Annotated in this window: 22 protein-coding genes; 11 read left to right on the top strand and 11 right to left on the bottom strand. The window is 60.6% G+C overall.

Annotation, left to right across the window (positions count from 1 at the left end):
* Positions 1-48 precede the first annotated feature (48 nt).
* From FYJ85_RS10365 to FYJ85_RS10350, 5 genes are all read right to left on the bottom strand, one after another.
* Entirely contained in the window at positions 49-516 is a 468-nt protein-coding gene (locus FYJ85_RS10365; protein WP_106055398.1) for a hypothetical protein, read from the bottom strand.
* A gap of 2 nt (positions 517-518) precedes the next feature.
* On the bottom strand, positions 519-1,364 hold the full coding sequence (locus FYJ85_RS10360; RefSeq protein WP_158704346.1) for an MBL fold metallo-hydrolase: 846 nt from the start codon (positions 1,362-1,364) through the stop codon (positions 519-521).
* Positions 1,361-2,443 (bottom strand): hypothetical protein, encoded by a 1,083-nt coding sequence (locus FYJ85_RS23095; protein WP_206213099.1) that lies wholly within the window; start codon positions 2,441-2,443, stop codon positions 1,361-1,363. The genes FYJ85_RS10360 and FYJ85_RS23095 overlap by 4 nt, the downstream gene beginning before the upstream one ends.
* Positions 2,444-2,454: 11 nt before the next feature.
* Positions 2,455-3,066: a type II secretion system protein gene (locus FYJ85_RS10355; RefSeq protein WP_106055396.1), complete on the bottom strand. Its 612-nt coding sequence runs from the start codon at positions 3,064-3,066 to the stop codon at positions 2,455-2,457.
* Positions 3,067-3,202: 136 nt separating this feature from the next.
* Positions 3,203-4,330, bottom strand: a complete 1,128-nt coding sequence (locus tag FYJ85_RS10350) for a GntR family transcriptional regulator (RefSeq protein ID WP_106055395.1) — start codon at positions 4,328-4,330, stop codon at positions 3,203-3,205.
* A gap of 95 nt (positions 4,331-4,425) precedes the next feature.
* On the opposite strand from FYJ85_RS10350, the gene FYJ85_RS10345 reads away from it, so the two are divergent.
* A complete protein-coding gene (locus FYJ85_RS10345) occupies positions 4,426-4,641 on the top strand; it encodes a hypothetical protein (protein WP_154418355.1) in 216 nt (71 codons plus the stop codon).
* A 3-nt stretch (positions 4,642-4,644) separates the two neighbouring features.
* Here FYJ85_RS10345 and FYJ85_RS10340 read toward each other — a convergent pair whose 3' ends face one another.
* The 4 genes from FYJ85_RS10340 to FYJ85_RS10325 form a co-directional block, all read right to left on the bottom strand.
* Positions 4,645-5,586, bottom strand: coding sequence for a M48 family metallopeptidase (locus FYJ85_RS10340; protein ID WP_154418354.1), 942 nt, complete (start codon positions 5,584-5,586; stop codon positions 4,645-4,647).
* 2 nt (positions 5,587-5,588) lie between these two features.
* Positions 5,589-6,149, bottom strand: coding sequence for a LemA family protein (locus FYJ85_RS10335; RefSeq protein ID WP_106055392.1), 561 nt, complete (start codon positions 6,147-6,149; stop codon positions 5,589-5,591).
* A 127-nt stretch (positions 6,150-6,276) separates the two neighbouring features.
* Positions 6,277-6,756 carry a hypothetical protein gene (locus FYJ85_RS10330; protein WP_106055391.1) on the bottom strand — a complete coding sequence of 160 codons (480 nt, stop codon included), beginning with the start codon at positions 6,754-6,756 and terminating at the stop codon, positions 6,277-6,279.
* 148 nt (positions 6,757-6,904) lie between these two features.
* A complete protein-coding gene (locus FYJ85_RS10325) occupies positions 6,905-7,816 on the bottom strand; it encodes a helix-turn-helix domain-containing protein (RefSeq protein WP_154418352.1) in 912 nt (303 codons plus the stop codon).
* A gap of 217 nt (positions 7,817-8,033) precedes the next feature.
* Between FYJ85_RS10325 and FYJ85_RS10320 the strand changes: the two genes are divergently transcribed.
* The 5 genes from FYJ85_RS10320 to FYJ85_RS10300 are packed head-to-tail and all read left to right on the top strand — an operon-like array spanning position 8,034 to position 13,792.
* Positions 8,034-8,975 carry a dihydrodipicolinate synthase family protein gene (locus FYJ85_RS10320; protein WP_154418350.1) on the top strand — a complete coding sequence of 314 codons (942 nt, stop codon included), beginning with the start codon at positions 8,034-8,036 and terminating at the stop codon, positions 8,973-8,975.
* Between the two features lie 48 nt (positions 8,976-9,023).
* The gene (locus tag FYJ85_RS24030) at positions 9,024-9,698 is read left to right on the top strand and encodes a prepilin-type N-terminal cleavage/methylation domain-containing protein (protein ID WP_106055388.1); all 675 of its coding nucleotides are present in this window, start codon (positions 9,024-9,026) and stop codon (positions 9,696-9,698) included.
* A gap of 16 nt (positions 9,699-9,714) precedes the next feature.
* Positions 9,715-11,079 carry a hypothetical protein gene (locus FYJ85_RS10310; protein WP_154418348.1) on the top strand — a complete coding sequence of 455 codons (1,365 nt, stop codon included), beginning with the start codon at positions 9,715-9,717 and terminating at the stop codon, positions 11,077-11,079.
* Positions 11,076-12,266, top strand: coding sequence for an acetylxylan esterase (locus FYJ85_RS10305; RefSeq protein ID WP_154418346.1), 1,191 nt, complete (start codon positions 11,076-11,078; stop codon positions 12,264-12,266). Before FYJ85_RS10310 ends, FYJ85_RS10305 begins: the two co-directional genes overlap by 4 nt.
* A complete protein-coding gene (locus FYJ85_RS10300; protein WP_154418344.1) occupies positions 12,263-13,792 on the top strand; it encodes a sodium:solute symporter family transporter in 1,530 nt (509 codons plus the stop codon). The genes FYJ85_RS10305 and FYJ85_RS10300 overlap by 4 nt, the downstream gene beginning before the upstream one ends.
* 11 nt (positions 13,793-13,803) lie before the next feature.
* Here the strand turns inward: FYJ85_RS10300 and FYJ85_RS10295 are convergent, their stop codons facing one another.
* On the bottom strand, positions 13,804-14,658 hold the full coding sequence (locus FYJ85_RS10295) for a glycerophosphodiester phosphodiesterase family protein (protein ID WP_206213098.1): 855 nt from the start codon (positions 14,656-14,658) through the stop codon (positions 13,804-13,806).
* Positions 14,659-14,824: 166 nt separating this feature from the next.
* On the opposite strand from FYJ85_RS10295, the gene FYJ85_RS10290 reads away from it, so the two are divergent.
* Genes FYJ85_RS10290 through FYJ85_RS10280 form a run of 3 tightly spaced genes read left to right on the top strand, consistent with a single transcriptional unit; the run spans position 14,825 to position 19,213 of the window.
* The gene (locus FYJ85_RS10290) at positions 14,825-15,940 is read left to right on the top strand and encodes a GntR family transcriptional regulator (protein ID WP_206213097.1); all 1,116 of its coding nucleotides are present in this window, start codon (positions 14,825-14,827) and stop codon (positions 15,938-15,940) included.
* Positions 15,941-15,975: 35 nt separating this feature from the next.
* Complete coding sequence (locus tag FYJ85_RS10285) at positions 15,976-16,677, top strand: type II secretion system protein (RefSeq protein ID WP_154418338.1); 702 nt, start codon at positions 15,976-15,978, stop codon at positions 16,675-16,677.
* A gap of 1 nt (position 16,678) precedes the next feature.
* Positions 16,679-19,213 carry a beta-galactosidase gene (locus tag FYJ85_RS10280; RefSeq protein WP_154418336.1) on the top strand — a complete coding sequence of 845 codons (2,535 nt, stop codon included), beginning with the start codon at positions 16,679-16,681 and terminating at the stop codon, positions 19,211-19,213.
* Positions 19,214-19,241: 28 nt separating this feature from the next.
* On the opposite strand, the gene FYJ85_RS24295 is transcribed toward FYJ85_RS10280, so the two are convergent.
* The gene (locus FYJ85_RS24295) at positions 19,242-20,312 is read right to left on the bottom strand and encodes a substrate-binding domain-containing protein (RefSeq protein WP_154418334.1); all 1,071 of its coding nucleotides are present in this window, start codon (positions 20,310-20,312) and stop codon (positions 19,242-19,244) included.
* A gap of 234 nt (positions 20,313-20,546) precedes the next feature.
* Here FYJ85_RS24295 and FYJ85_RS10270 point away from each other — a divergent pair, with 234 nt between their 5' ends.
* Entirely contained in the window at positions 20,547-21,257 is a 711-nt protein-coding gene (locus FYJ85_RS10270) for a type II secretion system protein (RefSeq protein ID WP_154418332.1), read from the top strand.
* A 43-nt stretch (positions 21,258-21,300) separates the two neighbouring features.
* Positions 21,301-23,175, top strand: a complete 1,875-nt coding sequence (locus FYJ85_RS10265) for a glycoside hydrolase 5 family protein (RefSeq protein WP_154418330.1) — start codon at positions 21,301-21,303, stop codon at positions 23,173-23,175.
* Positions 23,176-23,434 lie beyond the last annotated feature (259 nt).

Below are 23,434 nucleotides of genomic sequence, written 5' to 3'. Positions count from 1 at the left end.
AGGATTGAAATCGGCTCTTCATTTAAGATATGCGCTTGTCGGAAAAGATCAACCGGTTTTCCGATTTTTTTCCGTTTTTCTTTCCCCGGGCGGAATTGCCCCGGTTTCCGCGACGAACAGGGTCACGCCTTTCAGCGCGGCGCGCGAGACGGCGTAATCGCGAAGCTTGTCCGGAACTCCGCCCGGCAGCAGCAGCGGAAAATCCGGCAGCAGCTCGATGAAACCGTTCACCGTCTCTTCCGTGAGCGGGCAGCCGCCGATCACGACGAGCGCCGCACGGCTCCGCTCCGGATGATCGTACAGATACTGGGAGAACGCGATCAGCGCCGACGCCGATCCGCAGAGATCGACCCGCAGCAGATAACGCCCGCTCCCGGAAAGTTCATATGCGGTGAAACCGAAATCTCCGCGGGAAAAAGCGAAGCAGGAATCGGCCGGGCGCAGCTCCGCGGCGGCTTCCCGCACAACCGGCCGCTCCCGTTCCGGAAGCGGCGCGGCATGATAAGGCATCATCATTTTCACGCCCTCCCGAGAAGCATGCCGTCATAACCGACCAGCATGCCGTATGGCCTGAAATACGCCTCGAGCTCCTCATGGGTCGCTCCGACATGGTGGCTGATATGGGTCACGGCGACCTGCGTGGAAGCGGTCACCGCGCCGAGTTCCGCCAGCCGGTCGCGGAAAGCGATCGCGGCCTTCGCGCCGAGATGAAACCCGCGCTCCTCTGCGTACGGCATGCGGATTCCCATGCTGATTTCGATGACGGCGACGTCGAGCCGCCGGCCGCGCAGCAGCTCCCACGACTCTTCCGGCCACCAGCCGGTGTCGTTCGCGATGAGAATGCGCGACTCATCGCGCCCGGAAAGGAGGAAGTTCAACGCGCACTCCTTCGGCGCATGGGAGGCGCGGACCGGCAGGATCTCCAGCTCCCCGTCCCGCACCGGAACGCCGGGCCTGAGCTCCCGCACATCGAGCCGCAGGGCGTCGAGCGAACGCCCCATCGAGCACTCCCGCACCCGCGCATCGAGTTCGGCGATCACGGCGGCATTCGCCAGAAAACCGAGCCGCCTGCCGGTAACGCTGAAATTTTCGCTGCGCCACAGCAGTTCGACCGGATTGAAATGATCGACATGCGAATGGGTCACCAGCAGCCGTTCGATCTTCGCGGGGTCGATCCCGAACTCCTTCATCTGCCAGTTCGCGTCGGGACCGAAATCAACGAGGGTGCTTCCGCCTGCCAGATACGAGGTCCGGCGCCGCAGGTTCCTGCCGCCGAGCGCCGCCGCCTTCCGGCAGTTCGGGCACTCGCACCAGAGCGCCGGAATCGCCTCCGACGCCGCGCTGCCGAGAAACAGGAGGTTCATCGCGCCACCGCCTTCCGGTACGCGCCGAGCGTTTTCACGCATTCGGTGCAGATGCAGTCGTGATGCCAGAACTGGACCCAGTCGACCCGGTTCCGGCGAGCCAATTCGATCTGTTCGGCGAGCGGCAGGCATTTGCGTTCGCAACTGCCCATCTGCCCCTCCCAGGCGCCGAAACCGGCCGTACGCGCGCTCTTTGCGAACAGGCGCATCATCGGGTGGTCCGGGTTGTTGCAGATGCCGTCCCAGCCGAGCCAGAGCCCCATCGGGACGACGACGGCTCCGTTTTTTTTCGCCTGCGCGACGGCATAACCGAGAATCGCCGTGCTCTCGGTCAGGTCGCGGCGGTTGCCCTCCGCATCGGCGCCGAACCAGTCGGTATAGGCGATCCCGAGCGGCATATCCGGAAAATGGCGCAGGAAAATATCGATGACGCGGCAGCAGAACTCAATATAAAGCTTCTGGGAAGGCCGGTCATATTTCAGAGCATCGAAATCCTTTTTGCCGAGCGGGATATAGAGTTCCAAGCCGTTGCCGAACGGGAAACCGGTCACCGGAACATAGTTGATCCGGTCGCGGTTCGGGTCGGCATGGAGCCGTTCCGAAAACTCCTTGACCGTCTGCTCCCATACCTCGAGGAACGGAGTGTTCAGCACGCGGCGGCCGCCGGTTTCGAGCCACGGCAGGTAGCCGCCGCGATTCTGCACGGTATCGTAAACCACGCGCGGAATGCCGGCCTTTTCATAGACCCAGTCCGGCGTGTGGATTCCAGCCAGAATCCCGTAGGAGAGGAACTTGCCGCTATCGACGGCTTCCCGCATCATCCGGTCGAGCCCGGGATAACGCACACTCTCCTCCGCCGGCCGGACCATACGCCAGGTCACGTAATTCGTAACGCCGTCAACCGGAGTTTCGAAGAGGTTGATCCGTTTCCCGTCCTTCTGCACCCAGTTGCAGGTGTTGGTCAGCGCATAGATGCCCGGCTTCGGTTTGCCGTCGAGCGCCGGGAGTTCTCCGGCCGTTCCGTTCGATACAGCTGCAATCAGCATGATGACTCCCGTCAAAATGGTGAGATGTTTCATTTTCCGCTCCTTCAGTTCGCCGACCAGTCGAGAGTTTTGCTGTTCGCGGCCATATCCTTCTCCGGCCGCGCGCTGCCGTCGACGCAGACGACATTGAAATATCCGAAGTGGCGCGGTGCGAACCACGGCGTCGCCGCATAAGGGCTGATGTAATGCCCGCTCATGTCGATATCGAGAATCAGCGGCTTATGCTTTCCCCTCCCCCAGACGTCGCGGCGGACCGGTTTGCCGACGCCGCCCGACGCCGCGTAGGTACGATAGTTCATGCCGTACGACCACGACGGACGCGCACCGATCGCCGACGGACACTGAAGCACTTTCAAACTGCCGTAGATTCCGGCCGAATTCGCGTCGGTCCGCTTCCCGGCCAGATAACCGACGATATCGGTCTTCCAGTTCTTTTCGGGCGAATTCCCGGACCAGGCGGCCGGATAGTAGCCGTAATCACCGGCATACATCGCCGTCGCGGTGTGAAGCTGCTTCAGGTTATTGATGCACGAGATCGACTTGGCGCGCTCTCGCGCCTGCTGCAGCGCCGGCAGCAGCATCGAGGCCAGGATCGCTATGATCGCAATGACGACCAGCAGTTCGATCAGGGTGAATGTTCGGCGTTTTCTTTCCATTTTCTCGCAATTCCTCTCTTTCGGATTTGATTGCAACGCCGAACCGATGTATGTTAATACGGTTTGGCGTTCCGTTGACGCGGGATACTCAAACTTGGGGCCGGGCGGTGTTGCAGCACTGTCCGGCCTCTTTTTTTCAGGCGGGCGCACCTCCTCCCGCCGACTCCCGCCAGATGAAGCGGCCCGGGCATGCGCGGCCGGTGAATTCGCCCGGAGGAAGCGGTGACGCCAGCAGTTCGCGCAGAAGCACATACAGCTCCCGCGCGATCGCCCGGTACGACACCTCGATCGAAGCGAGCGGCGGATCGCACTCGGCGCACTGCGCCTCATTGTTGAGTCCGATCACGGCGACGTCGTCCGGAACCCGGACGCCCGCTTTTCTCAGCGCGCCGAGCACGCCGAACGCACGCTGGTCGGTGCCGCAGAGAATCGCGTCGAAACGCAGCCCCTCCTCCAGCATCCGCCGCGCCGCCCACTCGCCGTCGGACATGCTCGGCGGACAAAAGCGGTAAAGCCCGGCGATGAACGGGAGCCCCGCCTGTTCCAGCGCCCGCCGGAACATCCGATACCGCATGATCGGGTAGCCGTAATGCGGTATCTGCGGCAGCTCCGGCGACCAGGAGTCCAGCAGCGCGATCCGCTTCCGGCCGGTTCCGGCCAGGTGCTTCACCGCCAGCAGAAACGCATTTTCCATGTCGAACCAGACGCTGTGGCAGAAATCGGCCCTTCCGAAATAGCGTCCGACGCAGGTTTTCCCGGCCGCGGTCAGCCGTTCGATGATCGGCGCGTGCTCCGGCACCAGCGACGAAAACAGAAAAGCCGGAACGTCGGCGCGATTCAGCAGCTTCTCGGCCTCATCCGGCGAATGGCGGTCATGGTCGAGGAAAACAACGTTCAGGATAAAATTATCCTCCCGCGCCGCATCCGCGAAATATTCGAGCGTATACTGGTGGTTGAACCAGTTCGGAGTCTCCTTCGCGTTCAGCAGGTGCAAAGACGGCATGACCGCCGTGATCATGCGCGCCGGAACCGCCGGTTTCGGCGGCGCGGGCGGCTCGGCCACAAAAGTGCCGACCCCGTTGCGCCGATAGATGAGCCCGCGCGACATCAGATTGAAGTAGACCTTATGCATGGTCGTGCGCGACGTGTTGAGCCGGTCGGCCATCTCCTGTTCGGACGGAATCCGTTCACCGGGCCGGAAGCGCGGCAGGACCTCGCGCAGCAGATGCTGTTCGAGCAATTCCGATTTCGAGCAGTTTTCCATTCTGTATTCTCCTGTCGCCGGCAAGCTGCTTAGCTGCTTATCCGGTTCGCTTATAATTATACCGGAAAACCAAGCCGATGTCAAGAGGGGAAACAATGAAAAAACGGTTTTTATACAAAATCGAAATCCGGAGAGTTCTTAACAAAGCCTTGACGTCCCTGCGGGTTCAGGAACAGAAAAGAGGCGCAGACATTCCTGATTTGATTTTTGCCTTGTCGCGCAGGAAGCACGAGGAATCGTGCAAGGCCGCAAGGCGCAAAGCAAACCGGAAGGGCAAAGACGGCTCCATGCCTGAAAGTGAAACAGCATGAAACTCAGTTCCGCGCGCCGTTCTCCGCTCCGCCGCCGGCCAGCTCGAACAGCCGCCGGATTCGCTCCCGGATCGGCGGATGGGTGGAGAACCAGCCGTCCGCGCCGCTGCGCAGTTCGACTTTCGGATTCACGATATAGAGCGGCGCCGTCGCCCGGCTCGCCTCATACGGCGTCCGGTCGCCGGAAATCTTGGAAAGCGCCCGCGCAAGTCCGCTCGGGTTGCGGGTGAATTCCACGGCCGATGCGTCCGCCAGATACTCGCGCTGGCGGCTCATCGCCATCTGGATCAGCATGGTGACGAGAGGCGCAAGCAACGCCAGCACCACACCGGCCAGCAGCAGAACGAGCTGCGCGGCGCCGTCTCCTTTGCCGCCGCGCCGCCTGCCCCCGCCGAAACGGAACGAAACACGCAGAAACGCATCGGCCAGCATCACGATCGCACCGGCCAGCACCGCCATCAGCATCGTATAACGGATGTCGAAGTTGCGGATGTGGCCGATCTCGTGGGCCATGACCCCCTGCAGCTCTTCCCGGGTCAGCTTTTCCCGCAGCCCTTCGGTGATCGCCACGGCCGCATGGGCGGGGTCGATCCCGGTAGCAAACGCATTCGGCGCGGCGGAATCGATGACGTAGATTTTCGGCATCGGGATTCCGGCCGCGATGGACATCTCCTCGACCACATTGAAGAGCTGCGGATCATCCGCCTTCTCCAGACGGCGCGCGCCACTGACGGCCAGCAGCGTCCCCGATCCGCCGAACCAGGCGGCCAGGAACACGATAACCGCCGTCACCGCCGCGATCAGCAATCCCCACTCGAAACCTCCGTAGGCGCCGCCGAAAACAGCGCCGAGCAGCAGCAGGAACGCGAACATGCCGGCAATCAGGAACACGCTGTTGCGCTTGTTCGCCGCAATCAGCTGCTGAAACGTCTGCCGGGGCCGCATCGTCAGAATTTGACCTTCGGGGCTTCACGCTCGGACGCATCGGTGATCTGCCAGAGCTCCGCGTCGCGGAAATGGAACATGCCGGCGATGACGCTGGCCGGAAACACCGCGATCGCGGTATTGAAGTTCGTCGCCGTATCGTTGTAGTGCTGACGCGCGAACGAAATCTTGTTTTCCGTGGCGGTCAGCTCCTCCTGAAGCTGCAGGAAATTTTCGTTCGCCTTGAGCTGCGGATAGGCCTCCACCTGAATCATCAGGCTCCTGATCGCGCCGGAGAGTTCGGTTTCGGCCGAGATCTTCGCGCCGGTGTCGGAAGAGCTTGCGGACATCGCATTCGAACGCGCCCGCGTCACATTCTCAAGCACCGCGGATTCGTGACCGGCGTACCCCTTGACCGTTTCGACCAGATTCGGGATGAGGTCGTACCGGCGCTTGAGCTGCACGTCGATCTGCGACCAGGCGTTTTCGACCTGTTTTTTCGCCCGCACCAGTCCGTTGTACATGCCGATCACAATCAGAACCAGAACAACCGCAGCAGCAAGAACAATCAATCCGGCAATCATCGCCAACCTCCCATCGTTTCAAGTGACCAGTCGCCGTCGGATATTATACCGGGAATCGGGCGAAAAACAAGCGGAAAAACCGCACGGCGCGATATTTTCCGCAAAAAAACTCCCTGCCTCCGGCGGTTCAGCCGGCATGTTCCAGCCCGCGGGTGTCGATCAGGATGGCCGACAGCGCGAGGACGAGATTCTCGAGATGGCGCTTCCACTCCGGAAATTCGCTGTCCCTCACCGCCGCAGCCGCCGGATCGCACTCGTAGCGCAGCACGGCGGCGAACCGGTCGTCCGGTTCAAGCGCCTCCCAGTCGATGCCGAGCGCGCGCACGAGACAGCATTCGCGCAGCTTGTCCCGCACCATCTCCTGCCCGGGCGCCCAGCCGACGAAGCAGTCGAGCAGCTCCTCGCCGTCCTCCCCGTGCCAGAGAACCTGAAAGCAGGCCCCCTGCCGGCCGTCGAAACAGGCGATCCGGTAAAAGAGCCCTTTGTACAGCCCGGTCCCCTCCCGTACGGCCGGATACAGAAACTCCCGGAGCGACGGAGCGACGGCGTTCGCGCCGACTTCGCAGACCTCGCCGGAATTACAGTCGATCAGTTGAAAACAGTTCATGATTACTCCTCCTCTTTATCTCCCTCCGGATGAATGACGTTCTCCCGCTTTCCCCTGCCGTCAATATATCACGGTTGCGGAAATTGTCAATTCCGCATCATCGCAAAAGACGCAACGCGCGGACCGGCCGCATCGCGGGCAGTGCCGGTCAGTCGCGAAGTTTCCGCAGATACTCGCTCGGAGAGCAGCCGACCACCTTGCGGAAGCAGCGGCTGAAAACCGCCTGCGAGGTGAAACCGGACTCCCCGGCGACCTCCGCAATCAGCATATTGTTCGCATTCAGGAGTTTGATCGCCCGCTTGATCCGGAGCGTCCGGATATATTCGCCGGGATTGCAGCCGACCAGCGAGTGAAACAGGAGATACATCGACGGAATCGAAATGCCGAACTCGTCCGACAATGCGGCAACCGAAAGCGCGGGATCGGCAATTCCGCCGGAGATGCGGCGGCTCATCCGTTCGAAGAGCTCAATCCGGTGCTGCCGCGGAGGCAACGCACCGCCGGGCCGCCCCTCCTCCCCGCAGCGGCCCAGCCGCAGCTCAAGCAAAAGCGCATAGAGCGTCGTCTGGAGCAATCCTTCGCGCACCCGCTCCGCCGAACCGGCCAGCAGTTCGAGATAGAGCTCCACCATGCGGGCCGTCAGCCGCCAGGCGAACGGAGAAAGTTCAAAGCTGCGCAGCATGAGATCCGGCAGGAACGCGTTCTCCATGTGGAAAGTCGCCACCAGCCAGAAAAAATTTTCCTGCTCGACCACATAATGATGCCCCTGAAACGGGTAGACCAGAGTTGCGCCTCCCTCCGGAATACGGCAGGTATGCTCTGCCGCGCAGACCAGCCCCTCCTCCTGCAGGCTGACGGTCAGCACATAACAGCGGTGCAGCAGCTGCATCGGCTGCGGCGTCCGGTTGATCGGATAATCGCGATTCCGCTGCAGCAGGACGATGTCGCCGGGCAGATCCGGCAGCGTTCCGCCGACTCCCTTCAGATACCGGAGCGGTTCGGCGATCGCCCGGCATTTCTCCCTGATTTCACCGATCAGCCGTTCCGTCTGCGTCATCATATGGTTCCGCCTCCGCTTTTACTCTATCCGGCAATTGCATAAATTCAAGTTATTTTGCAAATTATATTCCTTTTTTTCTTCATTTTCGGATTCAAGCCGGATATCCTTATAAAAAATGCAAAAACTTTTATTTTTTTTGCAAACACTTCCGTATTGCTTTTCACGGCCGGATTCACTATAATTAACGTATCGAACGCAATCGAAAGGAACCTGAAAGATGATTTCGCCCATCAACCATGCCGCCGGAGTCTGGCCGGTCGTGCTTACTCCGTTCCGGCCGGACGGGAAAATCGATTTCCCGGCCTACCGGAAGCTGCTTGAATACTATATCGCCGAAGGGGTCGCCGGATTGTTCGCCGTCTGTCTCAGCAGCGAACTGTACCAGCTGACGCCGTCCGAACGGCTCGAACTCGCCCGGGAAGCTGTTGCCGTAAGCGGCGGCCGCGTTCCGGTCGTCGCCTGCGGATATCTCGGCAATACCGAGGCGGAAAAGCTCCAGTCTGTCTTCGACATGGCCGCGCTCGGCATGGATGCCGTGGTAATTCCGGTCTGCCTCCTGGTCCCGCAGGAAGCGGGGGACGAGGCGCTGTTCGCGGCGTTCGAAACCCTGCTGGCGCAGACGGCGGAGATCCGGCTCGGCATCTACGAGTGTCCGCTTCCGTATCATCGGCTCATTCCTCCGCAGCTGCTCGGGCGCATGGCACATCTTGCCGGGGAGCGTCTCGCGTTCCTGAAGGACACCTGCTGCGACCCGGCCGCGATTGCCGGGAAGCTCCGCGCCTGCGCCGGAACCAGCCTCAGGCTTTACAATGCGAACCTGACGACCTGCCTCGAGTCGCTGAAGCTCGGCGCGGCGGGATACAGCGGCACTTCGGCCAATTTCTATCCGGGACTGCTCGCGGAATTGTGCCGCTGTTTCCGGGACGACCCGGAGCGCGCGCGGGAACTGCAGCAATTTTTCAATCTGGTCCAGCGTCACGTCGAATTCAAATATCCGCGTTCGGCCAAGCACTTTCTGAACCGCTGCGGAGTGCCGATGGATGATTTCTGCCGGGTCGGCTGCGACCGTCTTTCCGCGGAACAGCTGCTTCAGCAGGAAGCGTTGCGGAATTACATCGAACGGTTCGCAATCCGCGAAAAATCTGCGGAGAATCATTGAATAACAACATATTTGCCGTATTGTCCTAATTGAAACGGGAGAAGTGAGATGAAAAAATATTTTACGCTGATCGAACTCCTCGTCGTGATCGCCATCATCGCGATTCTCGCGGCCATGCTGCTCCCGGCGCTGAATTCGGCGCGGGCGCGGGCCCATACGATCTCCTGCGCCTCCAACCTCAAGCAGATCGGCACCGTCTTCATCCAGTACACCGGCGACAACAGCGACTTCATGCCGATCCTGGGGGGGAATGACGCCACCCGCTGGCACAAAGTCGCCTTCGCTCCCTACTTCGGGTTCGAGCCGGTCACGTCGTGGAAAGGCAAGCTGCCCGAAATCTACCGGTGTCCGGCCGACCCCGGGTTCAACAGCAACGGGACGCCCAATGTCTATGACGCCAACGAACCCTCTTACGGGTATAACGATTCAACGCTCGGTGGAATCGACGGGACGGAGGCCGGTAATCCGTACGCGTTCCGGAAAATCTCCCGTATCCGCAAAGCCACGCAACTCATTGCCTTCGGCGACAGCGGACACACGCCGGAAGACGGCGCCGTCGCCATGCGCCTCAAGAGTAAAATCGAAAATCCGTATGACAACCCGTACGGTCTCTACCCGCGCCACAAACCCTCCAACTCCAATATCGCCTTTGCCGACGGACATGCCGAGGGTACCATCTGGAAAGTAATCAGTGAAGATGCCAAAGCATGGTATGAATTCTAACAGGAAGGGATTGCCGATGAAACGACTGACCGCACTTCTCGCACCGTTCGCGCTCGCCGCCGGCATCGCTGCGGCGGAACCGCCTTCTCCGATCGAGTGGCGCCCCCCCGCTTCGTTCGATGCGTCAAAGCCGGGCCTCGGGCTGGAACCTCTCGAGGGAATCACTTCGGAACTGCTCTACGACCCGAAACCCTCGAACGCCTCGCCCGAAACCGGCGGAGTCTACGAAAGTGTGCTGCACGGCACCTACAATCACCATCAGCAATTCGTGGTCGCAGGAGAATACGTCATCGTCTACTGGACCAACCATGTGCAGGATGAAAACGGGCCGGGCCAGCGGATTCTCGCCCGGGTCGGCACCTTCCGCGACGGCGGCAGCCGGATCGACTGGGGGAAACCGGAAGAGATCGTCGAACTCGCCCCGCCCGCCATGCCAGCCGGACGCCGCCCGGCTTCGGACGATTCGGACCTGATCACCGGCGCCTTCATGGACGGCACGCTTCAACTGATCGGCGGACGCCTGTTCCTGCGCGGCCGGCTGCTGCTCTGCGACGGCTGGACCGATTCAATGCTCTACCACCACAGCGCCAACCGGAGCCCGGTACCGGACAAGCATTACCGTCACACCCGTCAGGCCCGGTTCCGGTTCGACATCTACTGGATACTCATGCACTTCGTACAGGAGTGGAAGCTCGAAAACGGCCGTCTCCTCCCAGCCTCCGAGCTCTATATTTCGGGTGAGCGCGCCCCGGCCGAACTGCAGGTCACGCCGACCATCCGCAAGAAGATGGGTCCCTTCAACCCGCCCTATGACACCGCGAAGCCGCTGGAAGAATCTCCGTTGGATTTCCGACAGGCGCTGACGGGGAAACAGATCCGTTTCCAGCGTTATCCCAAATATGCACCCGGGACCGCTAAACTGGCCGCGAACGGCAAAAACGGGCTCGCCCACCACGCCGAGTTCCTCCGGCCGGACGGCAGCAGTGTGGCCATCCGCGACAATCTGCTCGACCCGACTACCTACTATGCAGCCGAGAAAAACCATCCGGACGAAGCCTACAGCCCCGGCGTCAAAACCAATCTGTTCGGCACCGCCATGCCGGCCGCCGGAGAGCTGCCGGACGGCACCGTCTGGATCGCAGGCAGCGACATGAAGAGATTCAATACCTTCATCACATGGTCGAAAGACGGCCGGGTATTTGACCGGACAAAATTGCTGATATACCAACGACACAAGGCGATACCCGGCATCAGCAAACCGGCTGAAGCAGGAGCGCAGTATTTTCAGGCGATCAGCCGCGGCGGAACTATCTATCTGGTGTACAGCATCGCCAAGGAGCAGATCGGCATCACCCGAATTCCGATGGAGACGTTGAAATGAAACTGCTCTTCTGCCTTGCCGCCCTCCTTGTTCTGACCCCGGGCAGTGCCGAGCTGCCGAATCGTGAGGCGCTCTTCGCACTCCCCAACTGGAGCACCGCGCCCGGTTATGAACCGGCCGGAACCGACGGAATCCGCGGCATCTTCTACGACGGGCTGCCGTACCGCGGCAAGCCGACCCGTGTTTTCGCCTGGTACGGTAAACCGGCTGGAGCCGAAGAGCCGCTGCCCGCCGTCATTCTTATCCACGGCGGCGGCGGAACCGCATTCCGCTACTGGGCCGCTCTCTGGGTCAAGCGCGGTTACGCGGTACTGGCCATGGACACCAACGGCGGCGTACCGGCCAACAACGGAGATTCCGGCAGCGACGGAAGCATCCGCCATCCCGACGGAGGACCCGGCCTCAGCCGTATCTTCCGCGACATCGACCTCCCGCCGCAGGAGCAATGGCCGTATCACGCAGTTGGGGCGGTAATCCGCGCCAATACGCTGCTGCGGAGTTTCCCGGAAATCGATCCGGAACGGATCGGAGTTACCGGAATCTCCTGGGGCGCGGTAATCGGGGAGCTCGCGGTCAGCGTCGACAGTCGCTTCCGGTTCGCCGCAATGGTTTACGGATGCGGTTTCCTCGCCGAAAGCTCGTCATGGAGCCAAACCGAATTCGCCAGGCTGACGCCGAAACAGGTTGAACGCTGGACGCTGCTCTGGGACCCCGCCTCGTACCTCGCGGGGAACACCGTGCCGATCCTCTTCTGCAACTGGGTTTCGGACAAACATTTCCGTCCCGATTCTTGGAAGAAGACCTGCCGCCTCGTCAAGCCGGAGCTTCGCCATACCGCTTACCGTATCCGGATGGGGCACGCCCATCCGCCGAGCGGCGATCCGCCCGAAGTCGCCGTCTTCGCCGACGCGATGGCGAAAAACGGCGAACCGCTGCCGCGCCTGTTTTCCCGGACAAGCGACTGTGCCGTCTACACCAGTAGCGTACCACTGAAACAGGCGGAGTTTCACTACACCGAGGACGCCGGAGACTGGACTGGACGCCGCTGGCAAACCGCACCGGCCGCGCTCGACCGCGAAAACCGGACTGTCCGAGCAGAAATCCCGGCCCGGGCGACCGCCTGGTTCTTCAGCATCACCGACAGTCGGAACTGTATCGGCAGCAGTGAAATGGAAGAGCGCAAATGATCCGGCCCGCCGACCTGTTCATCCTGCTGCTCTTCCTCGCCGGAATGGCGGCGATGGGCGTCTTCTTCTCGAAGCGCAACAACAGCACCGAGGAGTATTTTCTCGGCAACCGCGCCTTCCCGGGCTGGGCAGTCGGGCTCTCGATGCTCGGGACCTCGATCAGCTCAGTCACCTTTCTCGCGCTGCCGGCGGCGGCTTTCGTGCTCGACTACCGGCAGCTCGTGCCGAACCTGACGCTGCCGGCCGTCGCGCTGCTCGCGGCATGGATCATCATCCCGTTCTTCCGGCAGGGTGCGGCGGTCAGCGCATTCGAGTACCTTGAGAAACGATACGGCGGCGCAATCCGCTTCTACGCCGCCTTCAGCTTTGTACTGCTGCAGCAGTTCCGGCTGTCGACCGTGCTCTATCTCGTATCGATTCCGCTGGCTGAAATGCTCGGTGTCGGCATCGGCTGGATCATCCTCGCCGGGGGGATCGTCGTCGTATTCTACACGGCGCTCGGCGGTATCGAGGCCGTGATCTGGACCGATGTGGCCCAGACCATCGTGCTGCTGCTCGGCGGACTGCTCTGCGTGGCGCTCGTCGTCCTGCGGCTGCCGGAGGGGTTCGCGGATGTGTTCCGCATCGGTGCGGAGTTCGACAAATTCAGCCTCGGCCCGCTCGAAACCGGCTTCGGCGAGCGTACGCTCACAGTCATGATCATACTCGGATTCATCAATTTCGGAACCGAATACACGAGCAACCAGAACGTGGTCCAGCGCTATCTCGCCGCCCGGAGCACGCGCGAGGCGCGCAAGGCGACTCTGCTCTGCGCTGTGATGAGCGTACCGACCTGGCTGTCGTTCTTCTTTGTCGGCAGCTGCCTCTTCGCGTTTTACCACGTCTACCCGAAACTGCTGCCGGAGGGCATTCCGGCCGACGCGGTCCTGCCGCACTTCATCCTGCACGAGACGCCGCCCGGCGTGGCCGGAATCATCATCGCAGCCTGTCTGGCCGCCGCCATGAGCACGCTGTCGAGCTCAGTCAACGCGGTTTCGACCGTCTCGACCGTCGACTTCGTCAAACGGTTCCGCCGGGACTGCAGCGACGCGGAATCGCTCGGCGCGGCAAAGTTCTTCTCGTGGCTCTCGGGCGCGCTCATGATCGCCGGAGCGCTGGTCATCGACTTCATTCCGCGCGAGAGCATGACGGATTTCACGCTGATCCTCGGTTCGATCTTCGGCGGCGGCATGCTGGCGATCTACCTGCTCGGCTTCTTCACGCAGCGGGTCGGCAACGCGGCGCTGCTGACCGGCGTCGGATTCGGGCTCGTCCTCAACGGCTGGCTGATGCTCAACACCTTCGAACTCCTGCCGGAGACGTGGCGACTGACCGTCCATCCATACTGGACCACGATCCTCGTCAACGCGCTCATTCTCGCCGCCGCGCTGCTCGCGTCGCTCCTCTTCCCGAACCGGAAGAACCTCGCGCGCCTGACCGTCTGGACCCGCGAACCGGAAGAAAACCGGCAAGAAAAAACCTCATAATCCACTTTAGTTCAATGGTTTTCTTCAACCTCATCGGATTTCGAGCAAAATTCGGACCAGCCGTTCAGCGCCTCATACTCCGCCATCAGCATGGTGAATCGGTGCGGATAATCCACCGCGAAAGAGCGAATGCCGAGGTCGAGCAGCGCAAACAGCTCCCGACGGCTGAACTCCATGACGAAGAGCTGCAGCAGGACACCGGCCTTTTCTGTCAATGCCAGAGCGCAGCGGATCTCCTCCGGAGCAAGCGCATAAGGCCACTCCTGTCCCGATTTCGGAGCCAGGTGGAGCTGAATCTGTTCGAATCCCCCGAAATTTCGCTCCGCCATCCCGTAAAATCGCCGCAGGATCGCCTCCCTCGGACCGCCGATCCAGATCTTGATCCGAACCTTCGGTGCAAGGCGGCGGAATTCCGCCGCGACGGTTTCATCGGTGGTGGCGAACGTAACCTGACGTTCCACGCCGTATGCGCGGATCAGCGCAGCCAGCCGCCCGAGGGGAGCCGCCTTGTAATCGATGATGATCTCTTTGGCCGGATCCGTGCGCAAACGGGCCAGCAACTCATCGATGGCGGGCACGTGCTGACCCGGCCACATGTCGTTGCCGATATCGACGGAACGCACTTCGCTGCTCAGAAGCCCGGAGAGCGGTTTCCCTCTCCACTCTTCCTTCAATACGCGCGCCGTACGGTCGAGCGTGCCATCATGAAGGCTCATCATAACGCCGTCGCTCGTCACATTCACGTCCGCCTCCGGAACGCCGCCGAGACGCCATGCGTATTCAAAGCCGGCCGGCGTACTTTCCGGTAACTCACGCCCTCCGCCGCCGCGATGCGCTTCCCACAGAACCACAAAATCCGATTTCATTTCAGTCCACCGCTCCTTTCCGGTTTGTGGTAATATATCATCCGCCTGCCTGTATCGCAACATTACTATATTAAAATTTTATTTATTTTTTCGATACAGTCTTGACTTTTTACAGGAAATGGATCATAATATACACAGACAACACTTATGCTGGGACAATGAGAACATGGCGCAATTAAAATACGAAGTAGTGAAAGATTTTCTACTCGAAGAGATCCGGAAACCGCATTCGCTTAACCGCATGCCTTCAGTGCGGCAACTGATGGAGCGGTTCAGCGTCTCGATGGCGACCGTGAACCGGGCGCTGACGGAGCTGGAAAATCAGCAAATGATCATACGCCGTCCGCGAGTCGGGATCACCGTCAATCGCCGGCCGACCGCAATCGGCCGTACGGAATTCTCGCAGACCAAATGCGAAACGACAATCGTCGTAGCCTACACAGATTATCCGGACGAAGGAATCTGGAGCAAGGTCTACATGATCGAACAGTATTGCCGCCAGAACGATATCGCCGTGGTGAACTGCAAGCTCAACCGCGAAACGCACGCCTCCGAAATCGCAGATTTCGCCCGAAGCCGGAAAAATTGCGCGGGCGTGATCCTGAAACACGGCGCGGGGCAACTCTCCGCCGAAGAACTTCGGGAACTCGGCACATTGAATATGCCGATCGTGCTCTATGAATCCTCCATGCTCTACGACGATGCACCAAACAACATCTACCGGCTGATGCCGGACGCCCTCGACGGCGGCGCACTGATGGCGGAAGTGCTGCTGCGAAACGGCCACCGGCGGATCGGTTATCTCCGCAGCGAACCAGCCAACAATGCCAACGAGCTTCAACTGAAGGGAGTCTCCCGGCGGCTGAAAATGGCCGGGGTGGAACTGCCTCCGGAACAGATTTTCTCTTCCGGCATCAGCCCGTGGGAGAGCTCTCTCGACGCAACGCGCAAACAACTGGAGAAAAACCTCGACGTGATCCGCAGTCGGCAGCTGACCGGACTGATCGTCACCTCCGGCGCCTGCGCCCTCGTGGCGCACCAGACGCTGGCTGAATTCGGGATCCGCGTGCCGGACAAGGTCAGCGTGATCGGCGAAGGTGACCGTACCTTCTGCCGCTATGTCCACCCGCGCCTGACGGTGATCGACTGTGACTTCATGGCCATGAGCAAGCTGGCAGTAGAAATCGCCGCCGGGCGCAAAACACCGGACGAACGCCGGATTTCGTTCCCCCACCACGTCATCGGACGCGAAAGTGTCAAAGATCTGACGCCGAAACCGTAATCATAGATGCATCAACAGAAAGGACGATCCGCCCCATGTGCAGAAAAACCTTTACCCTGATCGAGCTCCTGATCGTGATTGCGATCATCGCCATCCTTGCCTCAATGCTGCTGCCCGCCCTGAACCGGGCGCGGGAAAAGGCGCGGGGCACCAGCTGCCTGAACCAGCAAAAGCAGCTCGGCCTCGCCCAGATCCAATACGCGCAGGACAACCGCGAGATCATCTCCTGGCAGTGGGTCTCCACCCGGGATGGTGCGGTCTACGGTTATGCCCGGGCACTGAACGACCTCGGCTACATGCAGTTCGGAGACTACTACAAAGCGGCCCGCTGCCCGACCTCCATCCCGATCGAAGCCGGCGAAACCCACCCGTGGTACTTTGTGTACGGGCTCGGCTGGAACGACGGTACCCTGCCGGAAAAGGCCGTCATCTATCCGACCGGTGGCGGCAAGTATATTTTCGTGAAGCGATTCCGCGACCCCATGCAATTGCCGCTGGCGATGGATACGCTATCGCGGAACCACTCCAACCGCATGTACATTCAGTACATGTTCGGCGGCGGCTATTGGTGCATGCCGGCGGAATACCATTCCCGCGGGCGCGTCAATATGATGTTCGTCGACGGCCATGCCGAGGCGGGGGACGCGAAGCGGTTGAACCAGCTTAACGAAGGCGTCCGGATTCCGCAGCTGCCGACGCAGGTTTACACTCCCGACGGCATTCCCAGGAACATCTGATATGAAAGATCTGACGACCATCCTCTTTGCCGCCGGAGCGATGTCCGCCCTGCTGCTGTTTCCGCTTTCCGGCGCGTCGTTCCGTGTGGAATCCTCCTCCGGGGTACCGCAACTGACCCGGGACGGCGTCCCGGTACGCAGCCGCATGTTCTGGGGGCACACATTTTACAGCGCCGGGAGTACCGAGCTGCGGCCGGACTGGAGCGTTACCAGCTTCGAATTCCCCGCATACGAAGATTGTTCCGTCGGAGCGCTTCACCTTCGCTTCGGCGAGGAGACCGGAAGCGTCTTTTTCAGCCGGATTGATATCGAGGACCTGACAACCGGCAATATGCTCAAATCGTGCCGGTTCGATGACGGATTCCAAGCCGAGTGGAGATTCTGGAGCGCCGGAATCGACCGGAAGCCGCCGCTGAACTTCACAACCCAGTCCGGCATCCTCAGGATCGACATGACGACCGATCCCCGGCTGCGTGGCTTTCACATGTACCTGCCAGGGCTGAAGTTCGCGAAAGGACACCGCTACCGAGTAACGATCCGCGGGCGGGCAGACGCCCCGCGCCCATTCCGTCCGACCGTTCACCGCCAGAAGGACAACCATCAACTGCTCGGCGGCCTGCCTTCCGCGCTGCCGGACCAGGTAAAGCTTGCCGCGAAATCCGGTGTTAATATCGTCTCCTTCAAATGCACCGGTATCTGGGTTCCTCCGGGCGGCAGGCCGGATTATTCCGAACTGGACCGCTTCTGCCGCCAGATTCTGGAAGCCAACCCCGGTGCATACCTGCTGCCCCGGATCAAGCTCGATCCGCCCGCCTGGTGGCTCAGGCGGAATCCGGACGAACTGATGCAATTCGACGACGGCAGATGCGGTGCCTCCCCCAGCCTCGCCTCCAGGAAATACCGCAAAGACGCCGCCGAGGCGCTCCGGCTGCTGATCGACTACTGCGAGAAGAGCTTTCCCGACCGCATGGCCGGCTACCATCCGGCCGGCGGCAACACCGATGAATGGTTCTACGTGGATACCTGGAAAAAGCCGCTGAACGGCTATGACCCGGCTACCCTCTCCGCCTGGCGCGCCTGGCTGAAAAACAAATACCGGGATGACGCACGGCTGCGAAAAGCGTGGAATGATCCGACGGCCCGCCTAGAAACAGCCAGTGTCCCCGACAGAAAAACCCGTCGTGGAACGCCGGGGCGGGCGCTGCGCCTTCCGGCTGAAGAGGGCGCTGCGCTGGACTTCGCCTTCTTCCAGCAGGATACTGTTGCGGAGACGATTCTCGCCTTGGCGCGAACCGTCCGGGAAGCGGCCGGACCGGACCGGCTCTGCGTCTTCTTCTACGGCTATTCGTTCGAATTCGCGGCGGTTCCGAACGGTCCCGCCGCATCAGGCCATTACGCGCTGCGGAAGATTCTCGATTCGCCCGACATCGACATCCTGGCTGGTCCGCAATCCTATCAGGACCGACACCTTGGCGGCGGCGGTACAACAATGGGCCCCGCCGAAAGCGTAACGCTCTCCGGCAAGCTCTGGTTCAATGAGGACGACACCAGTACACACATTGCCGCCCGGACCGGAAACCGTGCTCCGGGGTGGGAGAACGGCGCACACACGCAGGAGGAGAGCCGCCTGCTGCTGCGGCGCAACCTCGCAATCGCCGCAGCACACAACTACGGAACCTGGTGGATGGATCTCGGTGGAACCGGCTGGTTCAACGATCGGTCCCTATGGAAAGTCATGGACGAGTTCCGTCCGATCGAGGAAAAGCTGCTGCGAAATCCCGCGCCGTTCCGCCCCGAAATCGCGCTGCTGACAGACGAGCGCTCCATGTGCCACATAGCCGGGGAAGATGCTTCTCTGACGACCACGGCCCCGCTGGCGAGTCAGGTCCGGGCCTCCCTGAACCGGGTGGGCGCTCCCGCCGGGCTGTACCTGCTTGACGACCTGCTCGCGGAACGCATTGCGCCGAAACTCAACCTCTTCACCTCGGTCTACGCACTCGACCGGATAACGAGAACGCGTCTGCGAAAGCTTGCGGAGAAGAGCGGAGCCGTCTGGTGCTGGGCGCCGGGCTGCATCGACCTTGACCGGGGAACATTCTCCATACAGGCAGTCCGGGAGACGACCGGTTTCACCGTCGAAGAACTCGAAGCAGGCACCTTTCAGGTCATTTCAACCGAAGCCGGAAGGCGGGCGGGCCTGCCGGACCAATTCGGCCCCGACGCTGATCAGAAACCGCGGCTGGCCGTCCGTCCGGAAAAGGGAGACATCGTCCTCGCGACCTACCGCGACGGAAAGCCCGCCGTGGTTCTACGCCCCGGAACGGCACCGCAGCTTTTCTGCGGTACGACGGAACTGCCGCCCCCCCTGCTGCGCCATATGGCCGAATTATCCGGCGTACAGATCTTCACGGATCGGCCGGCCAACGTGTACGCCAATCCGCATTTCCGTGCGGTGAACGCCCCGGAAGACGGAATTTACCGAGCAGGAGAACGGCAGCTCCACCTGAAAAAAGGCGAAACCGCAATCCTGCCCTGATCCGGTGCCTTTCCTCCCGGCAGGGAAGCTATTTGCCCCCGCCGGCAAGGTTGCGGACGGATTGGCGTTCGATCAGGCCCGCCGGTACGGTCCGGATTCCGAAGCGCCCGCCGCAGAACAGCTCCTCAAGGCCCTCGCGGATGGCGCGGACGCTGCCCGGCAGATCGTCCGCGATCGTGGTGAGCGGCGGGAAAAAGCAGGCCGCGCTGGCAATGTTGCCGGCTCCGATGACGCTGATCTCCTCCGGAACTCCGTAACCGCACTCCCGGCAGGCGCTCACCACACCGAACGCGGAGTAGTCGCTGGTGGCGAAACAGCCGGAGAAATCCGCCCCGTACCTCCTGAAGTATGCCGTCATCCGGTCATGCGTCTTGGCGCAGGAGGCTTCCCCGCTGCGGACCTCGCAGTCAATGATCCGCGGGGAAACCCCGTGCAGCCGGAGGTAGGCGAGGAATGCATCGTTCCGCCGCCAGGAACCGACGCTCTGCGGCTCCGAGAGAATCAGCGCGATCCGGCGATGTCCATTGCGGAGCAGGCACTCCGCCGCCCGCATGCCGGCCTCCTCCGGGAGAGAATCGATCGCATTGACGCCTTCGCACAGAATATCGTTGCCCAGGAAAATCATCGGGGTCGGCAGTCCCAGAATCTCCGCAATCTCCTGCTGCCCCAGGCGGAAAAACGGCAGAATCAGCAAAATCGCGTCCCCATGCACCTTCTTCAGGAATTCCACAAAGCGGATTTCGGAATCCGGGCTGAAGAAAGCGCGGGAAAATACCCACCCCGGATGCGTCTTCACCTCTTTCTCGATCGCCGTATCGAGCTTCTGCAGATACTCCGCCGGCCAGTCGTAATGGACCGACGTGATGATGCGCGTATTGCGCCTGCGCTCGCAGACGAAGATTCCTCTGGCCGGTTCGATCCTGATCTGCTCCTCTTTCTCAAGCCTTGCGAGCACCTTCTCGACGATCCGCCGCGATACCCGGTGCCGGCGGATCAGCTCGCGGATCGAGAAAAAACGCTGCGACACGACAAAACGGTCCAGCTCCGACTGCAGCGTTTCGTACAGGCGATCCGCCCGATGCTGAATATCACGTGACACGGCTTCCGCTCCCTCCGCTCGTTTCTGAAACAGTTCTTACAATACTGTGTCACGGAGAATTGTCAAGGGAAGTATGCTGCCACCTGTAAATTTCCGGTTGAATTTCTTTTTTCGGATGATATCTCAAAATCAAAATGACACAGTTTGTTTAATCTGTGTACATCCGGTATAATTATACCAGTTAAATCGCTTTTCCATCGAAAAGACAACAACCGCAATGTGGAGACAGAAATCATGAACCGATCGAAATTCACCCTGATCGAATTGCTGGTAGTGATCGCCATCATCGCCATTCTCGCCGGAATGCTGCTGCCCGCGCTGAACCGGGCGCGGGAAAGCGCCCGGACCAGCAGTTGCGTCAACAACCAGAAACAGTGCATGACGGCGCTGTTGATGTACGCCGACGACTACGGAGCAATCGCCGGCACCATTCAGGACGGCGGCGGCAGCAAGACCTGGGGGTACCGGCTTTCGCTCCTGAACTACCTTCCGCGCGGCCCGGTGCTCGAGTGTCCCGCCATGAACGGCACCGCCGGAAAAATCAATCCGGCCGGCAGCGGCAATTTCTATTTCATGTATGGAATCTACCGCAGCTGGACGGACGATATCGAGGGCGGCAACCATTACACAGCCAACCTGAAGCCGGAGCTGGGAGATTTCGCCCGGAGCATTCCGTACCATACCTTTTACCTGCTTCCCGGCCAGATGCGGCGCCCTTCTGCAACCATGGTTCTGGCGGATAGCGTCGAGATGGCGGGAACCGGTCTGAAAGGAAACTGCGCCGCCTTCGGTTCAACTGAATTCCTCTGGCTCGGACATGGCGACAGACTCAATACCGCCTTCGGGGACGGACATGTCAAAACGATGAACGTCAATGATTTGAAAAGTTCCCCCATGAAAGTGAAAAAGGTCAGAAGAGCCGACGGAACCGAACTGACGCTCTGACCAGACGCCCCTTCCCCAACCCTATCAGGAGTAAAACAACGGAATGAACAGAAGATTCGGATGGATAAGCGCCGTCGCAGCAGCGGCCGGATTGTCGCTGTCGGCCGCACCGGCAGTATTGGAAGAACCGTACGGGATTTGCGCCCACGTCAGCCGCGACGTGGAACGCCCCATCGCGGCGCAGGAGTTCGACAGCATGCGTGAAGCGGGCATCACCCATGTCCGCACCGACTTCGACTGGGGGATGGTCCATCGGCGGCAGAATGCTCTCTGGACCTTCGGGCACCTCGATGACCTGATGAAAACCGCCGCCCGGAAAAAGATGAACATCCTGCCCATTCTAGACTACTCAGTCCCCTGGGCGTCTCCTGCCTGGAAGCACCCAGAAGCGTGGCGCGAATATGTGAACAAAATCGTCTCCCGCTATGCCGGGCAACTTCGGTACTGGGAAGTGTGGAACGAACAGAATCTCAACAGTTTCGGGCCGGAGCCTGACGGAAAAACCTATGCAGCCTTTCTGAAACGCACCTGGGAAGAGATCAAAAAAATCGACCCGAAGCTGACCGTTCTTTACGGCGGCACCTCCGGTGTACCGTATGAGTTCATCGAGGAGTCGTTTGCAGCCGGAGCGGGGGCGTGGTTCGATGTCATGAATATCCATCCTTACTTCAGCAAAGATGTGCCGGAGCGGCTCGTTCCGCAACTGGCGCGTCTGAAGGAACTGATGAACCAGTACAAAATCGCCGACAAACCGATATGGATCACGGAAATCGGCTGGCCTACCGCCCAGGGGACCTCGCTCGTCAGCGACGTGCTGCCCCATGCGCTCGAACAAATCGGACTGCGCGTTGCGGAGACTCCGGTCGTCATTGTTGACGACAACCGGAGAGGCTTCAGTCACGGCATCAACGTCGCCATCCGCCATCTGAAAAGTTTCCGGGAAGTGAAGCATATCGACCTGGACGATATCGCCCGGCTGGATGTGTACCGATACCCGGTTCTGATGCCGACCGGAGGGGAAGATTTTCCTGTCGAATACTTTCCGGAGGTGGTAAAGTACGTGAAACGGGGCGGTACGCTGCTGCTGCCTTCCGGACTGCCGTTCTACTACGACCACTCGCTCGACGGCAACGGCGCATTCGTCAAACTGATCCAGCACGACAGCAGGCCGCTCCTGACAAGCCTCCACATCGGCTGGGACGCCTGGTGGACCCGTGACGGCATTCCGAGGGAGGAGACGTACCAGAAACCGGCAGCGGTCTTCGAAGGGAAATTCAAGGTCGAATTTGCCCCCGCTTCCCGTTTCCTGCACGACCGCAACCTGAAGCCGGGAGATACGTTCCTTCCGATCGTGGAGGCTGGGGCTGACGGTTACCGAGGTGCGGTCGCCGCTCTTTACAAGCTCAACAGTGATCTCAAAGGGAACGTCATCGTCTTCACCAGGCGCGGTGAAAACGAATACACCCCGGAGGAGCGCCAGGCGGAACTGCTGCCGCGCGCCTATCTGCTCGCGTTCTCAAACGGCGTCTCACGCTGCTTCTGGTACAACTTCCGTTCCGGAGAGTGGGCGCGGGACGACCACGAAGCGCATTTCGGAATCGTCCGCAAGAATCTGGAACCCAAGCCGGCCTTCCGGGCCTATCAGGTTCTCAGCAACCTCTGCCCCTCCGGATCGACCATTCCGGTCATGACCCGGCGGGGGAATGTCTACATGGTGCACTGGGTGCGGCCCGACGGAGAAAAGGTCTGGGCGATCTGGACTCCGACACTTCCCGAAACCGTATCGCTGACGATCAGCGGAACCGTTACCGAAGCAGTAAACCATCTCGGCGAAAAACAGGCGATTCCGCAAAATACCCTGACCGCCTCTCCCGTGCTCCTCTACCTCCGAGGCCCCGAACGGGTGATACTGCACTGAACCAGACGGCAGCCGGTCCGATGCGAAATTCGGCGGAGGGAGCTTGCAAAACGGCCGGACCGGCGCTATCATAATCGGAAAGCAGTTCCGGCGGCATATCCGGCCGCCCGGAAGAAAAAACCGATCAGATGGACCTAAATCCGTGAAATAACAGGTAAAATTAAAGTTAAAACAGAGGCAAACCTCTTGGGTTGCAGTATATTACATGAGAATACAACATAACGAATGGACTCAACCCGATAGGAGAAACGATGGCAAC

The sequence above is a fragment of the Victivallis lenta genome (genome assembly GCF_009695545.1).
Classification (GTDB): Bacteria; Verrucomicrobiota; Lentisphaeria; order Victivallales; family Victivallaceae; genus Victivallis; species Victivallis lenta.
The sequence above is the reverse complement of the archived record's forward strand: the minus strand, read 5'-3'. Positions and strand labels throughout refer to the sequence as shown.

Excerpts from the sequence above, each read along its gene's own strand:
- FYJ85_RS10365 (WP_106055398.1), bottom strand. The coding sequence starts at position 516 with ATGATGATGCCTTATCATGCCGCGCCGCTTCCGGAACGGGAGCGGCCG.
- FYJ85_RS10360 (WP_158704346.1), bottom strand. The coding sequence starts at position 1,364 with ATGAACCTCCTGTTTCTCGGCAGCGCGGCGTCGGAGGCGATTCCGGCG.
- FYJ85_RS23095 (WP_206213099.1), bottom strand. The coding sequence starts at position 2,443 with ATGAAACATCTCACCATTTTGACGGGAGTCATCATGCTGATTGCAGCT.
- FYJ85_RS10355 (WP_106055396.1), bottom strand. The coding sequence starts at position 3,066 with ATGGAAAGAAAACGCCGAACATTCACCCTGATCGAACTGCTGGTCGTC.
- FYJ85_RS10350 (WP_106055395.1), bottom strand. The coding sequence starts at position 4,330 with ATGGAAAACTGCTCGAAATCGGAATTGCTCGAACAGCATCTGCTGCGC.
- FYJ85_RS10345 (WP_154418355.1), top strand. The coding sequence starts at position 4,426 with ATGAAAAAACGGTTTTTATACAAAATCGAAATCCGGAGAGTTCTTAAC.
- FYJ85_RS10340 (WP_154418354.1), bottom strand. The coding sequence starts at position 5,586 with ATGCGGCCCCGGCAGACGTTTCAGCAGCTGATTGCGGCGAACAAGCGC.
- FYJ85_RS10335 (WP_106055392.1), bottom strand. The coding sequence starts at position 6,149 with ATGATTGCCGGATTGATTGTTCTTGCTGCTGCGGTTGTTCTGGTTCTG.
- FYJ85_RS10330 (WP_106055391.1), bottom strand. The coding sequence starts at position 6,756 with ATGAACTGTTTTCAACTGATCGACTGTAATTCCGGCGAGGTCTGCGAA.
- FYJ85_RS10325 (WP_154418352.1), bottom strand. The coding sequence starts at position 7,816 with ATGATGACGCAGACGGAACGGCTGATCGGTGAAATCAGGGAGAAATGC.
- FYJ85_RS10320 (WP_154418350.1), top strand. The coding sequence starts at position 8,034 with ATGATTTCGCCCATCAACCATGCCGCCGGAGTCTGGCCGGTCGTGCTT.
- FYJ85_RS24030 (WP_106055388.1), top strand. The coding sequence starts at position 9,024 with ATGAAAAAATATTTTACGCTGATCGAACTCCTCGTCGTGATCGCCATC.
- FYJ85_RS10310 (WP_154418348.1), top strand. The coding sequence starts at position 9,715 with ATGAAACGACTGACCGCACTTCTCGCACCGTTCGCGCTCGCCGCCGGC.
- FYJ85_RS10305 (WP_154418346.1), top strand. The coding sequence starts at position 11,076 with ATGAAACTGCTCTTCTGCCTTGCCGCCCTCCTTGTTCTGACCCCGGGC.
- FYJ85_RS10300 (WP_154418344.1), top strand. The coding sequence starts at position 12,263 with ATGATCCGGCCCGCCGACCTGTTCATCCTGCTGCTCTTCCTCGCCGGA.
- FYJ85_RS10295 (WP_206213098.1), bottom strand. The coding sequence starts at position 14,658 with ATGAAATCGGATTTTGTGGTTCTGTGGGAAGCGCATCGCGGCGGCGGA.
- FYJ85_RS10290 (WP_206213097.1), top strand. The coding sequence starts at position 14,825 with ATGGCGCAATTAAAATACGAAGTAGTGAAAGATTTTCTACTCGAAGAG.
- FYJ85_RS10285 (WP_154418338.1), top strand. The coding sequence starts at position 15,976 with ATGTGCAGAAAAACCTTTACCCTGATCGAGCTCCTGATCGTGATTGCG.
- FYJ85_RS10280 (WP_154418336.1), top strand. The coding sequence starts at position 16,679 with ATGAAAGATCTGACGACCATCCTCTTTGCCGCCGGAGCGATGTCCGCC.
- FYJ85_RS10270 (WP_154418332.1), top strand. The coding sequence starts at position 20,547 with ATGAACCGATCGAAATTCACCCTGATCGAATTGCTGGTAGTGATCGCC.
- FYJ85_RS10265 (WP_154418330.1), top strand. The coding sequence starts at position 21,301 with ATGAACAGAAGATTCGGATGGATAAGCGCCGTCGCAGCAGCGGCCGGA.